Here is a 13,292-nt window from a genome sequence, read left to right on the forward strand (position 1 = left end):
ACGTGCGTCAACAGGGGATCGCCGAGCTGCGTCAGATCTGGCAAGAGGCAATCAATGACGGGGCACCGGGGGTTGCGGCCGACGAGGTGCTCAACCGCCTGGAGCGCAAGTATCAGGCGATCGCCGAGGCTGCAGGCACGGCGAAGTGATGCGGCTGGAGCTCTCGCACTTCATCGAGGGCGATCTGGACGACATTGCTGCCTATATCGCCCAGGACAATCCACAGCGTGCCGTCACATTCATACAGGATATCCGTGCAAAATTCCAGGAAATCAAACGCCAGCCGCGGATCTACCAACTCCGTCCCGACATTGGCGACGAGGCGCGCGTCGCCAATGTCGGAGGCTATGCCATTCTCTTCCGGATCGTCGGTAAGGTGGTGCGGATTGAGCGCGTGGCCTACGGGGGGCGCGACCTGGCGGGCGTTTTGGGTTCTCCGTGAAGCTGGGTGGCGCTGCGCAGGACAAGGTCGGCAATACCCGAAGTCTTCTGCGATACGGCCAGCTTGCTGATTACCGGTCAGCCGGAAGGGATTGGGCATCATGCACCAAAATTTGCGAAGGGAGCGTGTAATGACCCGCCGGCTGATTGAAGCGTGGCTACCGATTGCGGCGCTTGGCATCGAAAGTCTGCGCGAACGGACGCCGATGACGCCATTTCCCGCACCCAACCGTCTGCACGTGTGGTGGGCACGTCGACCCTTGGTGGCTTCTCGGGCGGCCATCCTCGCATCACTGCTGCCGGAGGATGCAGACCATGGCAAGTTTCTGCATATGCTGGGGATACATGGAGACCCGGTAGCCTCAAAGAGACGCATCCAGAAGGCCACCCGTGATGGCGTTCGACTGGGAGCCGATGCTTACGGTTATTCCCGTGCCTTCTCCTACTTGCCAACCGATGTGGAGCGTCGCTGGTTTTTCGCAGAAATGTCCCGCTTTGGCATGATTTCACCAACCGTTCTTGATCCAACGGCGGGCGGGGGCAGCATCCCTTTTGAGAGTGCTCGACTTGGGCTGAATACGTTCGGCAATGATCTCAACCCCGTCGCGACCCTCATTGAGCGGGCAACGATTGCAATCCCGATAAAGCACGGCACCGCGGTACGCTCTGAGGTCCTTCGTATCGGAAAGTCATTGGCAGATCGAGCAAGGGAGCGACTTGCGTTTGCTTATCCTGACGAACCGGGCGAGAACGTGCGTCCAGACGCCTATATCTGGGCGCGAACGATCCGCTGCCCTCACTGCGAGGGTCTTGTCCCGCTCTCGCCCAACTGGCGCCTGGCCCCGGATGGTACTGGGGTGCGCCTGCTGCCGGAGAAGGGCAAGGGGCCTGGGGACAAGGCCCGCCACTTGCGTTTCGAAATCGTCAGCACCGCCAAGGCGCATTCGCCAGGCACCGTCTCCGGTGGTGACGCCACCTGCCCTTTCGACGACTGCGGGCGATTGATTTCCGGTGACCATATCAAAGCCGAAGCGCAGGCGGGACGCATGGGTGAACAGATCTACACCGTGGTCTTCAAGAAAATGGTGATCACCGGCCACACGAAAGCTGGCAAGCCCAAGGAAAAGTGGGTACGGGGTTACCGCGCTCCCCGTCCGGAAGACGACGTCTCGCAAGCAGTGGCCGAGGCCTTGGCAGAGAAGCTTCCCGACTGGGAGGCACTGGATATGGTCCCGACAGAGCCCATTGCCTCCGGTCACAAGACCGAGGAGCCGATTCGATACGGGATGAATCACTGGCGCGATCTGTTCTCTCCACGGCAGCTTTTGGGCCACGGCACTGCCGTCGAAGTGTTCCGCGAACTGATCGACGAGGAGAAAGCAACGGGCCGGTGGACTGAATGCACGGCGGCGGCCTTCTGCTATCTCTCCTTTTCGCTCGACAAGCTTCGCGACTACAACTCGCGCATGTCGCGTTGGCACGTCAATCGCGAGGTGATGGTCAACACTTTCGATCGTCACGACTTCGCTTTCAAGTGGTCGTACGCCGAAATGGCCCCACTGATCGTCGGCCTTGGCTACGACTGGGCGATCGAGCAAACGGCGAAATGCATTGCTGAGCTGGTCGCGCTCACCCGTCCCGACGCCGGCGCCACGGCGAGTCCTCAGCGCAAGTTCAACTTTGACGGCGCGCCGGCGTTCATCCCTCCCCCCGTCACCCTCACTTGCAAATCCGGCGACAGCCTCGACCACATTGCCGATGCCAGCATCGACGCGGTGGTGATGGACCCGCCGTACTACGACAACGTGATGTATGCCGAGCTGTCTGATTTCTTCTATGTCTGGCTCAAGCGCACCGCCGGCTACATCTATCCGGAATTGTTCCGTCGCGCGCTGACCGACAAGGAAAACGAAGCGGTCGCCAACCCGGCCAAGTTCAAGGGCGAAAAGGGCGCCAAGGCTCTGGCCGGCCGCGACTACCAGCAGCGCATGGCGGCCATCTTCACCGAGATGCGCCGGGTGCTGAAGCCGGACGGCATCATGACGCTGATGTTCACCCACAAGGCGACGGGGGCCTGGGATGCCCTGACCAAGGGACTGATGGAGGCGGGTTTCGCGATCACCGCCTCGTGGCCGATCAATACCGAGGCCGAAGGCAGCCTGCACATCAAGGACAAGTCTGCCGCCAATTCGACGGTCTTCCTGGTCTGCCGCCCGCTCGCGCAGCCGGGTGCCGACACCCGCTACTGGGAAGACGTGGAGCCCAAGGTCCGTGCCGCCGTACGTGAACGCATCGGCGTTTTTCAGACCGCCGGGATTCGCGGTGTCGATCTCTATCTCTCCTGCTTTGGTCCGGCGCTCGAAGAGTTCTCGCAGGCCTGGCCGCTGGTGCGTGGCACCCCGCGGCAGGACATCGAGCAGGCGCGCCGCAAGCGCCGTCAGGCGGAGATGTTCGACGAGGCCTACGACCCCTTCGCCGTCACGCCGGAAGACGCACTCGTCGCCGCGCGCACCGAGGTGAAGCAATGGCGGCTCTCGCAGCTTGCGCACGTTCGCCGCAATGTCGAACTCGACAACCTGACGAGCTGGTTCGTACTCGCATGGGACGCCTTCGAAGCGCCGATCTTCCCGTTCGATGAGGCCAACAAACTCGCCAAGGTGTGCGGCGTGGACCTCGATCGTGACGTAGTCGGCCGACTGGCCGAGAAGAAGGGCGCTGACCTCGTCCTCTGGGACAGCGTCACCCGTGCCGCCAAAGGCTCACTCGGCCTGCCCGATGGTCGCGACTCGATGATGGACGCCCTGCATCAGTTGGCCAGGACCGCCCGCACGGCATCGCTCGAATCCGCCAACGAGCTGCTCGCGAAACACGGGCTCGCCGTCGAACCGGCCTTCCTCACCGCGCTCGAAGCGGTGCTGGAAGTCCTGCCGGTGGGGACGATCTGGAGTGGCTTCGACCTTCCCGAAGCCGCCAGGGGCGCCGGCGCCGACTTCGATGCCCTGGAAAACCTGCGCCGCCTGGCGCTTGCCGAGAAGGTGGCCGAGCCGCAGCAGTTGAAACTCTGGCAGCTGGAAGAATTGACGGTCTGAGCGAACAGAACCATGCCCTTGCTGACCGACTTCGACTGGCAAAGCAAATACGACCACGATCACGGCTCGCTGATCGAGCAGTTCTATCTGCGCGCACTCGCCTGTGCGCAACGCTACGATCGGACCACCGGCTATTTCACGGCGACCGCGCTGGCGATTGCGGCGCGCGGCCTGGAAGGTCTGGTGCTGAACAACGGCCGGATGCGCCTGGTGGTCGGTTGTACGCTCGATGAGCCCGAGGTTGCGGCCATCGAGCACGGCCAGTCCCTGAAGGACACCGTCGAAGGCAGGTTGTTGACGATGCCGCTCGCCGGCAGCTCGCCAAGGGAACAGCAGGCGCTGGAACTGTTGGCGTGGATGGTGGCCAGGGGTTACCTGGAAATCAAGGTCGCCGTTCCCTGCGACGACGATCGCAACCCGGTAGCCACGCAGGCCATTTTCCACGAGAAGGCCGGCATCCTCGAAGACAAGACCGGCGCCAGGCTGGCTTTCGCCGGCAGCGTGAACGAAACCGCCTACGGCTGGCTGCACAACTGGGAGAGTTTTCATGTCTTCTGCGACTGGGATGGCGGCGCCGGGCACGTGGACGCGGAAGAGAAGAGCTTTACCCTGCTCTGGGCCGACCGCGCCAGGCGCGCACGCGTGCTCGACGTACCGGCGGCGGTGCGCGAAGAGCTGCTGCGCTTCCTGCCGCGCGATGAAGAAGGATCAGAGTGCGAACCGGAACGGATCAGGCGGGCGCGCAGCGCCGAGGCTGTTCCAGACTCAACGGCCGAAGAGGAGCCGGTCAAACGGAAAAGCACGCCGCAGGCCTCTTCGATCGATGAACGACGGAAAGCGGTGTGGCAACTGATCTGGTCGGCACCGCAGCAAGCAGGCGGTGAGCGTATCGCCGAAGCGACCAGCGCCGTGACCCCCTGGCCGCATCAGATTCTGACCTTTCAGCGCATGCTCGACCATTGGCCGCCCCGTCTGCTGATTGCCGATGAAGTGGGCTTGGGCAAGACCATCGAGGCCGGACTCCTGCTGCGCTACGCGTGGCTTTCCGGGCGCGCGCAGCGCATCCTGATCATGGCGCCCAAGGCGGTGATGACGCAGTGGCAAGCCGAATTGCGCGAGAAGTTCAATCTCAACTGGCCGATCTATGACGGCAAGCGGCTGAACTGGTATCCCTCGCCGCTGCTGCGGGGGAAATCGGAAAAGGAAGTCTCGCGCGACGACTGGCATCGCGAGCCTTTCGTCATCGTCTCCAGCCACCTGATGCGCCGGCGCGACCGCCAGCACGAACTGCTGGAAGCGGCCGACCCGTGGGACCTCATCGTTCTCGACGAGTCGCACCATGCGCGACGGAAGAGCCCGGGCGCCGCGCAGGAAGGTCCGCCCAATCTTCTGCTGAAACTGATGCAGCGTCTCAAGGAGCGTACCGACGGCTTGCTCCTGCTGACCGCGACACCGATGCAGGTGCATCCGGTCGAGGTCTGGGACCTGCTTTCGCTGCTGGCCATGCCGCCGGCCTGGTCCCGTCAGGGCTTCCTGGATTTTTTTCGGAAGTCGGGCAGCGGCAATCCGTCGCACGAGGATTTCGAGTTCCTCGCTGCCCTCTTTCGCGCGGCCGAAGCCGCTTTTGGCGAGGTGTCGATCGATTCAGCCGTGCGGCGAGCGCCTGAGCGAAGTCTGCTCAAGGCGAAACGCATTCTGCGCTCGCTGCGCGACGCCGCCGCGACACCCAGGCGGCAGCTTTCCGCAGAAGAGCGCCGCAGCGCGGTGGCCATCATGCGTGCGCACACGCCGGTGGCTGGACTGGTTTCACGGCACACGCGCGGCCTCTTGCGGGAGTATCACCGGCGCGGCCTGCTCAGCACCCCGATCGCCACGCGCGAGGTGGTCGACGAGTTCCTCGACATGGCGCCGGCAGAGGCTGCGGTCTACGCTGCGCTGGAAGCCTACATCTCGACGACCTACAACAATGCCCAGGAGGAGCGGCGCACGGCGGTCGGCTTCGTGATGACGACGTATCGCAAACGCCTGGCCTCCAGTTTTCATGCCCTGAAGATGACTCTCGAAGAGCGCCTGGCTGTGGTGCGTGGACAGGCCGGCTTGCCCTTCGATGAGTTGCGCTCAAGCGAGGACGCCGAAGACGACATCGACGAGTCCGGTGACGCTGCCGACGAGGAGGCCGTCGACCGGCAGAAACAGGCGGCGTTGCAGCTCGAAGAACAGGGCGACATCGAGACTTTGCTTGAGCAGGCGCGCAGACTGCCGGTAGACACCAAAGCCGTGCGGCTCGCCGAGGTGCTCCAGGCCCTGCAACGAGGCCGCTATCACGCCATGGACGACTCGCTGCTGCCCGCCTATCCGCAGGCGATCGTGTTCACTCAATACACCGACACGCTCGATTACCTGCGCGATTTTCTCAAGACACAGGGATTCTCGGTTCTCTGCTACTCGGGGCGCGGCGGCGAATGGCTACAACCCGACGGCAGTTGGAAAAGGCTGACCCGCGAGGAAACGAAACGGCGCTTCAAGCGACAAGACGCGCAGGTGCTGGTGTGCACCGATGCTGCCGCAGAGGGCCTGAACTTCCAGTTCTGCGGCGCGCTGGTCAATTTCGATTCGCCCTGGAACCCGATGCGCATCGAGCAACGCATTGGACGCGTCGACCGTCTGGGCCAGCAGTTCCCACGCATTGCGATCGTGAACCTGATGTACGAGGACACCGTCGAGACCGACGTCTACCGTGCGCTGAGATCGCGCATCAACCTCTTCACCTCGGTCGTCGGCCCGCTGCAACCAATTCTCTCGGCGATGCCCGCCAGGATTGCCGAAGTCGCCCTGATGAGACCGGAGAACCAGCAACAGGCCAGGGCGAATCTCGTCAGTCAGCTTCAACAGGCAGCCAGTGAAGCTCCAGCAGAATCCTTCAACATCGACGAAGCCATCGAAGCCGCGCTCGAACAGCCTGAGCGCCTGCCCGCCCCCTATGGGCTTGAAGAACTCGGCCACCTGCTGGACCACCCGAAGCTTCTGCCGCCCGGTGTCGAGGCCCAACGGGTTGGCACGAAGGAGGTCTTCTGGACGCAGCCAGGAGCGCCACGTATCAGCGTCACCACAGACCCGGACTTTTTCGAGGAGCATCCGGAATCGGTCGAATTTTGGACGCCGGGCAGCCCGGCGTTTCCGGAAGATGGCGGATCGGGGGTTCAATCGGCTGATGGGGCCACACTTGCTGCCCTGATTCGCGCCACACGAAATCTTCCAAATCGCGCTTGAACACCCGTACGACAGAGTCAGAGCGCGCCCCTTGAGCCAGCGGAACTTCTCTTCCCAGGTAGCGAAGCGCTCCGTATCGCCGAGCAACAGGACTATACTTTCGGCCCCGTGCCTGCCAGGAGATTACTACCCATGAACCGCCCGACGTGTGTCGCCGCCCTGTTTCTGAACACCCTCCTGATGGCTGCGCCCGTCCATGCAGTCCATGCGGAAGAGACCCGCTACCTTGGCCTCTGCGATGCTTCCGCAGCCGTCGGGCTCGGCGCAGGGCATTTCGTCGTCGCTGACGACGATCGTCATGTCCTGACCATCTACCAACGCGGCAAACCCGACGCCGTGGCCTGCGTCGAGCTGCTCAGAAACAGCGGCGAGTGCCTGCCCAAGGCCAAGGCCACGAAATCGGACATCGAGGGTGCCGCGCGCATCGGCAACCAGATTTACTGGATTTCCTCGCACGCCCGCAACCAGGACGGCGAGGTCAAGGTGCAACGGCGGCAATTCTTTGCCACCGACGTGCTGGTAGGTGCTACCCCACCAACGGTCAGCGCGGCCACGCCGCCTTACCCCCGGCTTGTCGAGGACATCGCTGCCGATCCGAGGTTTGCCGTCCTCGGCACGGCCAGCAAGCAGGCGATCGATCCCGAGAAGCCGGGCAGCCTGAACATCGAGGGCCTGGCCGCAACCCCGGACGGGCAACTCCTGATCGGCTTCCGTAATCCCTTGTCCGCACGCAAGGAAGCGCTGCTGCTGCCCCTGAAGAATCCGGCAGCAGTGATCGACCAGGCAGCCAGGCCAGTCTTTGGCGATCTGATTGCGCTCGATCTCGGCGAGCGAGGGATTCGCAGCATCGATTTTGTCGACTCCCGTTTCGTGATCATCGCCGGACCCTTGGGCGACAAGAAGAGCGGCAAGGGTTTCGCTCTCTATACCTGGTCGGGCAAGGCCGCCGATTCGCCGCAACGGGTCAAGAAGATCGACTTCGCCGACAGGCACCCGGAGGCGCTGTTCGCAGCAACTGGGAAAAACGAGATCTATGTGCTCAGCGACGACGGCAACCAGTGCAAGGACACCGGGCCAGGCGAAAAATCATTTCGTGGTTTTTCCTTGACCTTGCCTGATCTCTGAGCAGCCCCGCTGACGGCGAGGAGCTGGCACCAGCGAACAGCCACACACTACTGCCAGGCAGCCAGGAATTCCCGCCAGTGCGGTTTGTCGATCCGCGCCAGTTCAGCACGTACGAAGGCCATCTCATTTTCATACTCGATACGCGCCATTTCACCGCGCATGCGGCGAAAGCACACCGAAACCAGATAGGTGTTGAGTGCGTCGGTCTCGCAGTAATCGCGGATTTCAGCGCTTCGGCCCGCCTGCCATGCGCCCCACACCTTGCTGCCATCCATGCCGAGCTTGCCGGGAAAACCGATCAGCCTGGCCAACTCGTCGAGCGGCACGCTGGCGCGCGGCTGATACATCGCCAGCAGGTCCATCAGATCCAGGTGGCGCGTGTGATAGCGGCTGATGTAGTTGTTCCATTTGAATTCACGGCTGTCGGAGTAGTCGCCGTCACCGAGGTCCCAATATCGCGGCGCGACCACCCCGTGCATCAGGCCGCGATAGTGCAACACCGGCAGGTCAAAACCCCCGCCGTTCCAGGACACGATCTGCGGCGTGAACTTTTCGATGCCGTCGAAGAAGCGTTGAATGATTTCAGCCTCGCCCTGCTCGGGTTCAGCCAGCGACCACACGCGGAAATCCTTGCCGAACCTGAGAACGCAGGAGATCACCGCGACGCGTTGCAGGTGCAGCGGCAGGAAGTCGTTGCCGCTGGCCGCGCGGCGCTGCTGAAAGGCGAGTTCCGCAACCTCGTCGTCGGAAAGCGTTGCATCGAGGCCATGCAGGCGGCGCAAGCCCCCGACATCCGGGAGGGTTTCGATGTCGAAGGCGAGAACCGGCCTCATGCATTCAAGCGGGAAAGACCCCGGTCGACAGATAGCGATCCCCACGATCGCAAACGATGCTGACGATCGTCGCATTCTCGACTTCGCTGGCGACCCGCAAGGCGACGACCAGCGCGCCACCCGACGAGATGCCGGCGAAAATGCCTTCTTCGCGTGCCAGGCGGCGGGTCATTTCTTCGGCCTCGCTCTGCCCGACCGATTCGACCCGATCGACACGCGAGCGGTCGAAGATCTTCGGCAGATAGGCTTCCGGCCATTTGCGGATACCGGGGATCTGCGAACCGTCCTCGGGCTGGCAACCGACGATGCAGATGCCGGGGTTCTGTTCCTTGAGGTAGCGTGACACCCCCATGATCGTTCCGGTGGTGCCCATGCTGCTCACGAAATGGGTGATTCGCCCCGCAGTCTGGCGCCACAGCTCGGGACCGGTCCCTTCGTAGTGCGCCAGCGGGTTATCCGGATTGGCAAACTGATCGAGGATGATGCCGCGGCCTTCGTTGCGCAGGCCCTCGGCGACGTCGCGCGCCAATTCCATGCCGCCATCCCTGGGCACCAGCACCAGTTCGGCGCCAAAAGCGCGCATCGTCTGCCGGCGTTCGACGCTCTGATTTTCCGGCATCACCAGAATCATCCGATAGCCGCGCACCGCCGCCGCCATGGCCAGGGCGATGCCGGTATTGCCCGAAGTGGCCTCGATCAGGGTGTCTCCCGGTTTAATATCGCCACGCTGTTCGGCACGCGCGATCATCGACAGCGCCGGCCGATCCTTGACCGAGCCGGCCGGGTTGTTGCCTTCCAGCTTGGCCAGAACGAGATTACCGCGAGCGTCGTTGGCGGTCCCCGGTATACGCTGCAAACGCACCAGCGGCGTTTCGCCGACGTAGTCTTCAAGGGTCTTATGCATGCTCGTTCAGCCAGTTAACATATTGTCCAACGCCTTCCTCGACGCTGGCAAACGGGGCATCATAACCTGCCTTGCGCAGCCTGGTTAGGTCGGCCTCGGTGAAACTCTGGTACTTGCCCTTGAGATCCGCCGGGAATGGGATGTATTCGATCAGACCTTGCTGCACCAGTTCGGCGAGCGGCAGCGCTGCCTCGCCGGACAAGGCCCGGCAGCCATTGACGCTGGCCATCGCCAGATCGTTGAAGGGCTGTGCGCGACCGCTGCCGACATTGAAAATCCCTGATTTCTCCGGATGATCGAGGAAAAACAGGTTGACGCTCGTGACATCGCCGACATGCACGAAATCGCGTCGCTGTTCGCCATCCGCATAGCCATCGCAGCCTTCGAAGAGTTTGACCTTGCCCTGGCTGCGGAACTGCTGAAAATGGTGGAAGGCGACCGAAGCCATGCGCCCCTTGTGCGACTCGCGCGGACCATAGACGTTGAAATAGCGGAAGCCGACGACCTGCGAGTGGGACGAACCGGCGACGGCAAGGCGTTGCCGGACCACCTGGTCGAACAGGAACTTCGAATAGCCATAGACGTTCAGCGGTGCCTCGTGTGCCCGCTCTTCCCGGAAAACGCTGCCACCCCCGTAGGTTGCCGCGCTCGATGCGTAGAGCAGCGGGACTTCCTGATCAAGACACCAGTCGAGGAGACCCAGCGAGTAACGGTAATTGTTCTCCATCATGTAGCGGCCATCGCTCTCCAGGGTATTGGAACATGCCCCCTGGTGGAGAATGGCATCGATGTCACCGTCAAAGTCTCCGGCCAGCAGACGGTCGAGGAATCTCTGTTTGTCGAGGTAATCGGCGATGTCGCAATCGACGAGATTACGAAACTTGTCAGCCCGGCTCAGATTGTCGACGGCAATGATCCTGCGCATGCCGCGCTCGTTGAGCGCCTTGACGAGGTTGGAACCAATGAAGCCGGCTGCGCCGGTAACGATGGTATACATGGATTGACCTCACTTGAGTGCCGCGGCCAGTTCATGATGACTGACCACCGCCGTACCGAGCTTGCCGACCACGACGCCGGCCGCAACATTTGCCACCCGGACGGCCTCCGGCCAGGCCGTGCCGTACGCGAGCATCACCGCCAGGGTGGCGATGACCGTGTCGCCGGCACCAGAAACATCGAAGACTTCCCTAGCCACTGCCTGCTCATAGATCGCCCCGCCGGCGTGGAAGAGCGACATCCCTTCCTCGCTGCGGGTCACCAGCAGCGCTTCGAGTCCCAAATCGCTGCGCAGGGCCTCGGCCTTGTACGCCAGTTCGCTGTCGTCGTGCCAGCGACCGACTACAGCGCGCAACTCGGCGCGGTTCGGCGTGACGATGGTCGCGCCCGCATACTTGGAGAAATCGTCGCCCTTGGGATCGACCAGAACCCTTTTGCCGGCCGCACGCGCCAATCGGATCATCTCGCCGATGTGCGCGAGGCCACCCTTGCCATAATCGGAGAGGATCACCGCGTCGCATGTCGGCAGGCGCGCCGCGAACTCGACGAGCTTGGTGCGCAACACCTCATGCGAAGGTAGCGTTTCAAAATCGATGCGCAGCAGTTGCTGTTGCCGGCCAATCACGCGCAGCTTGACCGTCGTGCTGATCGCAGCATCGAGATGCAGGCTGGCCTCGATGCCACTTGCGGCCAGCAGTCTCTGCAGGCAGCGCCCGGCTTCGTCGTCGCCAACCACCGACAGCAGGGCGACCTGCGCACCCAGGGCAGCGACGTTGCGGGCGACGTTGGCCGCACCACCGGGGCGCTCTTCGCTGCGGTCCACCTTGACCACCGGCACTGGTGCCTCGGGCGAAATGCGTGTGACCTCGCCAAACCAGTAGCGATCCAGCATCACGTCACCAACGATCAGCAGCTTCGCGGTCGCGAGATCAGGGAAGTGCATCGCAGTGGCTTTCGGAACGACCGGATCTGCTCATGGGGCGAAGGCACCCCGTATCGCATCTGGCGACTGGCAAGTTGAACTCCTAAGGTGTGAGGTCAAATTCTTCGGTGCGCTTTGGCGAATAGGTCTCCCAACCGCCGCAGGCCGGACAGCGCCAATAGAACTGACGCGCCTTGAAGCCGCAATTATCGCATCGATAGCGTGCCAGGCGGCGTGTGTAGCCCTGCACGATCCCTTTTGCCAAATCGAGATCGGGGCGGCTCTCGGGCGGCGCAATCAGCAGTCTCGCTTCCAGCAACTTGTCGAAACCGAGCAGGGTCGGGTTGCGCTTCAACTCATCGCGAACCAGTTTGTACGCGGCGTCCGGCCCGTCACTCTCGAGCACCAGTTGAAAAACCACGTCGAGCAGGTCCAGCGAAGGGTAATGCTCCAGATAGCCGCGCAACAGTTGCAGGCCGTTTTCGCGGCGATCGAGCTTGCGAAAGGCGTCGAGCAGGCGTTGTGCAACCAGCGCCAGGTAGGTGGGATCCTGTTGTTCGATGCGTTGCCAGGATTCGATCGCTGCCAGCGGCTGATCCTGCTGGAGCAGGATGTCACCCTGGAGCAGGCTGGCGCGAACGCATTTGCGGTTGCGCTCGAGCGCTGTCTGCAGGTGGCTGACCGCCAGGTCACAGCGCGAGCGAATCAGCTCGGCAGCGGCCAGCTCGCAATGGTACTCGGCGATTTCCTTGTGCGACGCGTAGTCCGGCAGTTCCGAAGCAATCGTGATCGCCTTCCCCCAGTCCTTTTCGAGTTGATAGATCTCGAGCAGGTTGCGCTTCGCTTCTTCGGCCAGAGGTGAGTCGCGCAGCTTGTCAAAAATTTCTTCGGCGCGATCGAGCAAGCCGGCCTTGAGGTAGTCCTGTCCGAGTTCCGCCAGCGCCTGCAGTTTCAAATCCTGTTTCAGATCCTCACGTTCGATGAGGTTCTGGTGCATGCGAATGGCGCGTTCGGTCTCGCCGCGACGACGGAACAGGCTGCCCAGCGCAAAGTGCAGCTCGATGGTCTGGGGGTCGATCTTGACGGCTTCGACAAAGGCCTCGATGGCACGGTCAGGCTGCTCGTTGAGCAAGAAGTTGAGCCCCTGAAAATACGAACGCGGCAGCGTTCGCGACTCCTTCACGAGATGCCGGATGTCGATGCGCGCCGCTGCCCAGCCGAGCCCGAAGAACAGCGGAAAAAGCAGGAGCTGCCAGTATTCGAATTCAATCATGTGTCACCTGGTTCCTGATGGCAAACGCGAACATGACCGAGCCCACGACAACGCACGCATTGATCCATCTCCCACAAAAAAACGGGCGGCAACTCTCGTTACCGCCCGTCATTCGCCACGTTCCTGGCAACTCAGATCGAGTCTACCGCATCCAGAGCGCCGTCGACGCGTTCCCGCAATTCCTTCCCGGCCTTGAAGTGCGGCACCCATTTTTCTGGGACCTCGACCTTGTCGCCGGACTTGGGATTCCGACCGATCCGCGGTGGCCGGTAATTCAGAGAAAAGCTCCCAAAGCCACGAATCTCGATGCGATCACCCTGGGACAGGGCCTCCTCCATCGCAGCGAGAATCATCTTCACCGACAGGTCCGCATCCTTGGCGACCAGTTGCGGAAAGCGCTCGGCCAGCTGGGCGATAAGATCCGACTTGGTCATTCGCT

Annotated in this window: 10 protein-coding genes; 4 read left to right on the forward strand and 6 right to left on the reverse strand. The window is 62.4% G+C overall.

Annotation, left to right across the window (positions count from 1 at the left end):
* Positions 1–148: 148 nt before the first annotated feature.
* The 4 genes from V5B39_RS14565 to V5B39_RS14580 all read left to right on the forward strand — a co-directional run bounded on the left by V5B39_RS14565 (position 149) and on the right by V5B39_RS14580 (position 7,925).
* The gene (locus tag V5B39_RS14565; protein ID WP_332343600.1) at positions 149–442 is read left to right on the forward strand and encodes a type II toxin-antitoxin system RelE/ParE family toxin; all 294 of its coding nucleotides are present in this window, start codon (positions 149–151) and stop codon (positions 440–442) included.
* A 130-nt stretch (positions 443–572) separates the two neighbouring features.
* On the forward strand, positions 573–3,530 hold the full coding sequence (locus V5B39_RS14570) for a DUF1156 domain-containing protein (protein WP_332343601.1): 2,958 nt from the start codon (positions 573–575) through the stop codon (positions 3,528–3,530).
* A gap of 12 nt (positions 3,531–3,542) precedes the next feature.
* Positions 3,543–6,800, forward strand: a complete 3,258-nt coding sequence (locus tag V5B39_RS14575) for a helicase-related protein (RefSeq protein ID WP_332343602.1) — start codon at positions 3,543–3,545, stop codon at positions 6,798–6,800.
* A gap of 132 nt (positions 6,801–6,932) precedes the next feature.
* Complete coding sequence (locus V5B39_RS14580) at positions 6,933–7,925, forward strand: DUF3616 domain-containing protein (RefSeq protein WP_332343603.1); 993 nt, start codon at positions 6,933–6,935, stop codon at positions 7,923–7,925.
* A gap of 47 nt (positions 7,926–7,972) precedes the next feature.
* On the opposite strand, the gene V5B39_RS14585 is transcribed toward V5B39_RS14580, so the two are convergent.
* The 6 genes from V5B39_RS14585 to V5B39_RS14610 form a co-directional block, all read right to left on the reverse strand.
* On the reverse strand, positions 7,973–8,758 hold the full coding sequence (locus V5B39_RS14585; RefSeq protein ID WP_332343604.1) for a 3'-5' exonuclease: 786 nt from the start codon (positions 8,756–8,758) through the stop codon (positions 7,973–7,975).
* A 4-nt stretch (positions 8,759–8,762) separates the two neighbouring features.
* The gene (gene cysM / locus V5B39_RS14590; protein WP_332343605.1) at positions 8,763–9,662 is read right to left on the reverse strand and encodes a cysteine synthase CysM; all 900 of its coding nucleotides are present in this window, start codon (positions 9,660–9,662) and stop codon (positions 8,763–8,765) included.
* Positions 9,655–10,659 (reverse strand): ADP-glyceromanno-heptose 6-epimerase, encoded by a 1,005-nt coding sequence (gene rfaD, locus V5B39_RS14595; protein ID WP_332343606.1) that lies wholly within the window; start codon positions 10,657–10,659, stop codon positions 9,655–9,657. The genes cysM and rfaD overlap by 8 nt, the downstream gene beginning before the upstream one ends.
* Positions 10,660–10,668: 9 nt before the next feature.
* Positions 10,669–11,601 carry a D-glycero-beta-D-manno-heptose-7-phosphate kinase gene (gene rfaE1 / locus V5B39_RS14600; protein ID WP_332343607.1) on the reverse strand — a complete coding sequence of 311 codons (933 nt, stop codon included), beginning with the start codon at positions 11,599–11,601 and terminating at the stop codon, positions 10,669–10,671.
* An 82-nt stretch (positions 11,602–11,683) separates the two neighbouring features.
* Complete coding sequence (gene lapB, locus V5B39_RS14605; protein ID WP_332343608.1) at positions 11,684–12,853, reverse strand: lipopolysaccharide assembly protein LapB; 1,170 nt, start codon at positions 12,851–12,853, stop codon at positions 11,684–11,686.
* A gap of 131 nt (positions 12,854–12,984) precedes the next feature.
* Positions 12,985–13,287 (reverse strand): integration host factor subunit beta, encoded by a 303-nt coding sequence (locus V5B39_RS14610; protein ID WP_332343609.1) that lies wholly within the window; start codon positions 13,285–13,287, stop codon positions 12,985–12,987.
* Between the last annotated feature and the right edge of the window lie 5 nt (positions 13,288–13,292).

Origin of the sequence: Accumulibacter sp., assembly GCF_036625275.1 — a bacterium.
In the GTDB taxonomy this organism is placed as follows: Bacteria; Pseudomonadota; Gammaproteobacteria; order Burkholderiales; family Rhodocyclaceae; genus Accumulibacter.

Excerpts from the sequence above, each read along its gene's own strand:
- lapB (WP_332343608.1), bottom strand. The coding sequence starts at position 12,853 with ATGATTGAATTCGAATACTGGCAGCTCCTGCTTTTTCCGCTGTTCTTC.
- V5B39_RS14575 (WP_332343602.1), top strand. The coding sequence starts at position 3,543 with ATGCCCTTGCTGACCGACTTCGACTGGCAAAGCAAATACGACCACGAT.
- rfaE1 (WP_332343607.1), bottom strand. The coding sequence starts at position 11,601 with ATGCACTTCCCTGATCTCGCGACCGCGAAGCTGCTGATCGTTGGTGAC.
- rfaD (WP_332343606.1), bottom strand. The coding sequence starts at position 10,659 with ATGTATACCATCGTTACCGGCGCAGCCGGCTTCATTGGTTCCAACCTC.
- V5B39_RS14580 (WP_332343603.1), top strand. The coding sequence starts at position 6,933 with ATGAACCGCCCGACGTGTGTCGCCGCCCTGTTTCTGAACACCCTCCTG.
- V5B39_RS14570 (WP_332343601.1), top strand. The coding sequence starts at position 573 with ATGACCCGCCGGCTGATTGAAGCGTGGCTACCGATTGCGGCGCTTGGC.
- cysM (WP_332343605.1), bottom strand. The coding sequence starts at position 9,662 with ATGCATAAGACCCTTGAAGACTACGTCGGCGAAACGCCGCTGGTGCGT.
- V5B39_RS14565 (WP_332343600.1), top strand. The coding sequence starts at position 149 with ATGCGGCTGGAGCTCTCGCACTTCATCGAGGGCGATCTGGACGACATT.
- V5B39_RS14610 (WP_332343609.1), bottom strand. The coding sequence starts at position 13,287 with ATGACCAAGTCGGATCTTATCGCCCAGCTGGCCGAGCGCTTTCCGCAA.
- V5B39_RS14585 (WP_332343604.1), bottom strand. The coding sequence starts at position 8,758 with ATGAGGCCGGTTCTCGCCTTCGACATCGAAACCCTCCCGGATGTCGGG.